The 3,316-nt window shown below is 57.3% G+C and carries 2 protein-coding genes; one reads left to right on the top strand and one right to left on the bottom strand.

Annotated elements, in window-relative coordinates; translation table 11 throughout:
* The coding region (gene fliD, locus Q1K23_RS08740) for a flagellar filament capping protein FliD (protein WP_300363905.1) at nt 1-992 on the bottom strand (992 nt) is incomplete at its 3' end.
* Between the two features lie 126 nt (nt 993-1,118).
* Between fliD and topA the strand changes: the two genes are divergently transcribed.
* Nucleotides 1,119-3,316 (top strand): type I DNA topoisomerase (gene topA / locus Q1K23_RS08735; RefSeq protein WP_300363903.1); only part of this gene is annotated, 2,198 nt, incomplete at its 3' end.

Below are 3,316 nucleotides of genomic sequence, written 5' to 3'. Positions count from 1 at the left end.
TTTCTGTCGACGGTAATGCCGATATCAGGCAGACCTCCGTCGGGTGTCATTCCCAGCACGATATTGTTGACGCCGTATTTCAGGCCGTTGATGGTTCCCTCACCTTGGAAGATACCGACCGTTTTGGTCTCTTTGTTGTATTTCGTCGCCGTCGTGATCTCCGTCATGAAGTCGTTGTAGGCATCCACGAACGCCTGGACGGATTCCGCGATGGCTTCGTTGTCCTGTTTGATCGATACGTGGTTTGAAGCGGAAGGATCGGCCTGTTTGAGGGTCAGTGTCATGCCATAGACAAGATCATCGACCAGATTGGATGAACGGGTGATCGAGATGCCGTTGAAAACGAACTCCGCATCCTGGGGAGCCTGGACATTCGTCATGCTGAGAAAATCGCCGCCGCCGAAACTGTAACCGATGGTTTGAGCGGCACCTGTTTCTGCGGATTTGATGATGAGAGAGTAGGGATCCGTTCCGCCGGTGTTGAAAATGGATGCGGTGACTTTGCCGTTCGTTTCGTCGTTGATGAGCTGCATCAGCTCTTCGAGGGTCGTACCGGCGGCTACGTCGAGCGTGAAATCGCTTCCGTCGATGGAGATGGTCATCGTCGTGTCGCTTGTTGTGACGATCGTCTCTTTGGTCGCGAAACCTTTCGACTGGTCTATATTGGCTTTCGCCAGCTGGTTGACGGTAATGTCGATCTCCTGAACGGGCACACCGTCTTCTGCTGTGATATCGATATCGTCGCCACTTATGTCCACGGTGCGTTTCGCCAGAAAGACGCTGTCGGAGAGATCGAGAATGGAGCTTTTGAGTGCCGCGGTTTTCGTGACGAGCGTGTTGAGTTCCTCTTCCTGCTTCTCCATCTTTTCGATACGCTTGTCGATCGGTTCGATGATGGTCTTTTCATCGGCTTTCCGCAGTTTGTCGATGACGTCGTAGGTGAGGACGCCGCTTCCCACCCCCAGGGAACTGAGCGCTCCGAATTCTGCCATGGTACAATCCTTTGTGTGGCTTATCTGCTTTTATATCGGCGTTTTCTTAAAAGAGTTTAAGATGGCTTTATGTTAGAATTGCAGCCATCGTACCAATTTTCTGCATACATTATATAGGAAGTAACATTGAAAAATCTCATCATCGTCGAATCGCCCGCCAAAGCGCGTACCATCAAGAATTTTCTGGGAAAAGATTACGAAGTGGTCGCCTCCAAGGGGCATATCCGCGACCTTCCCAAACACAGCTTCGGCATCAAGATCGAGGATGACCGGTTCGAGCCGCAGTATCGGGTCGACAAGGACCACAGCGCCATCGTCAAGCAGATCAAGGATCTGGCGAAAAAGAGCGAGAAGATCTACATCGCGACCGACGAGGACCGCGAAGGGGAGGCGATCGGCTACCATATCGCCAAGGCGATCGGCAAGGATCCCGAGGAGCTGCCGCGCATCGTCTTTCACGAGATCACCAAGAGCGCCATCAAGCACGCGCTGGAGAATCCCCGCACGATCGACATGGACCAGGTCAACGCCCAGCAGGCGCGCCGGCTTCTGGACCGGATCGTGGGCTACAAGCTCTCTCCGCTGCTGGCCAGCAAGATCCAGAAGGGCCTGAGCGCCGGGCGCGTCCAGTCGGCGGCGCTGAAGATCGTCGTCGACCGCGAGCGGGAGATCCAGGCCTTCAAGCCGGTCGAGTACTGGAGCATCGACGCCGTGTTCAGACCCGAGATCGAAGCGGGCCTGGTGGAGTACCGGGGCAGGAAGATCGAGAAGATGACGATCAAGACGGGCGACGAGGCCCACGAGATCGAAGCGACGCTCAAAGGGGAGACCTACCGGGTCAAGAGCATCGAAAAAAAGCAGCGCAAAAGCTCCACGCCGCCGCCTTTCATGACCTCCACGCTGCAGCAGAGCGCCTCGGGGCGGCTGAGCTTTTCGCCCAAAAAGACGATGATGATCGCCCAGAAACTCTACGAGGGGGTCAAGACCGACAAGGGGCAGATGGGTGTCATCACCTACATGCGTACCGACTCGCTCAACATCGCCAAAGAGGCCAGAGAAGCGGCGCGGGAGACCATTCTGAAAACCTACGGCGAGAAGTATCTGCCGCCCAAACCGAAGTTTTACAGCTCCAAATCCAAAGGGGCCCAGGAGGCGCACGAGGCGATCCGTCCGACGCGGCTGGACTTCACCCCCGAGATCGCGGCGAAGTACCTCGCCCCCGACGAGCTGAAACTCTACAGACTGATCTACAACCGTTTCCTGGCCAGCCAGATGCGCGATGCGATTCTCGAGTCGCAGACCATCCTTTTCGCCTCCGAACACGGCGTTTTCAAGGCGACGGGCCGGAAACTGGTCTTCGACGGTTTCTACCGCGTCATGGGGTACGACGATCGCGACAAGCTGCTGCCGGAGCTGAAGGAGGGCGAAGAGGTGCCGCTGGAGAAGCTGACGGCCAACCAGCACTTCACCGAGCCGCCGCCGCGCTATACGGAAGCGAGCCTGATCAAGAAGCTCGAGAGCCTGGGCATCGGGCGCCCCAGTACCTACGCGCCGACCATCTCGCTGCTTGTGTCGCGGGAGTATCTGAAGATCGAGAAGCGGCAGCTGATCCCCACCCCCATCGCCTTCACCGTCATCGAGATCCTGGAGAAGCATTTCCCCGAGATCGTCGACTCCAACTTCACGGCGGAGATGGAGGAGAAGCTCGACGAAGTGGCCGAGAAAAAGGTGGACTGGCAGAAGCTGCTGCTCGATTTCTACAAGCCCTTCATCGAGAAGGTGGAGCAGGGGAAAAAGGAGATCAAGAGTCTCAAAAAGGCCGAACCGATCGGGCGCGAATGCCCCGAATGCGGCAGCGAACTGCTGCTGCGATCCGGCCGCTACGGCGACTTCATCGCCTGCAGCAACTACCCCAAATGCAAGTACACCGAAAATATCGTCAAAGAGGGCGAGGAGGAGAAGGCCCAGCCCCAGACCACCGACGAAGTGTGCGACAAGTGCGGCGCGCCGATGGTGATCAAGACGGGCCGCCGCGGCCCCTTCCTGGCCTGCAGCGCCTACCCCAAATGCAAAAACACCCGCCCGCTGGAGAAGCCCAAATCCCTGGAGGTCAAGTGCCCCGAATGCGGCGGCGAAATCCTGGAGCGCACCTCCAGACGCGGCAAGTTTTTCGGCTGCAGCAACTATCCCAAATGTACCTTCGTCAGCAAGTTCGAACCGACCGACAGAAAGTGCCCCGAGTGCGGCTACCTGATGGCCCGACGCACCTTCCGCGGCAAAGAGGTCTACGAGTGCATCAAGTGCAAGCATCGCGAAGAGGCGGA

The organism is Hydrogenimonas sp. (assembly GCF_029933015.1).
GTDB lineage: Bacteria > Campylobacterota > Campylobacteria > Campylobacterales > Hydrogenimonadaceae > Hydrogenimonas.
This window is presented reverse-complemented; position numbering and strand designations above follow the sequence as displayed.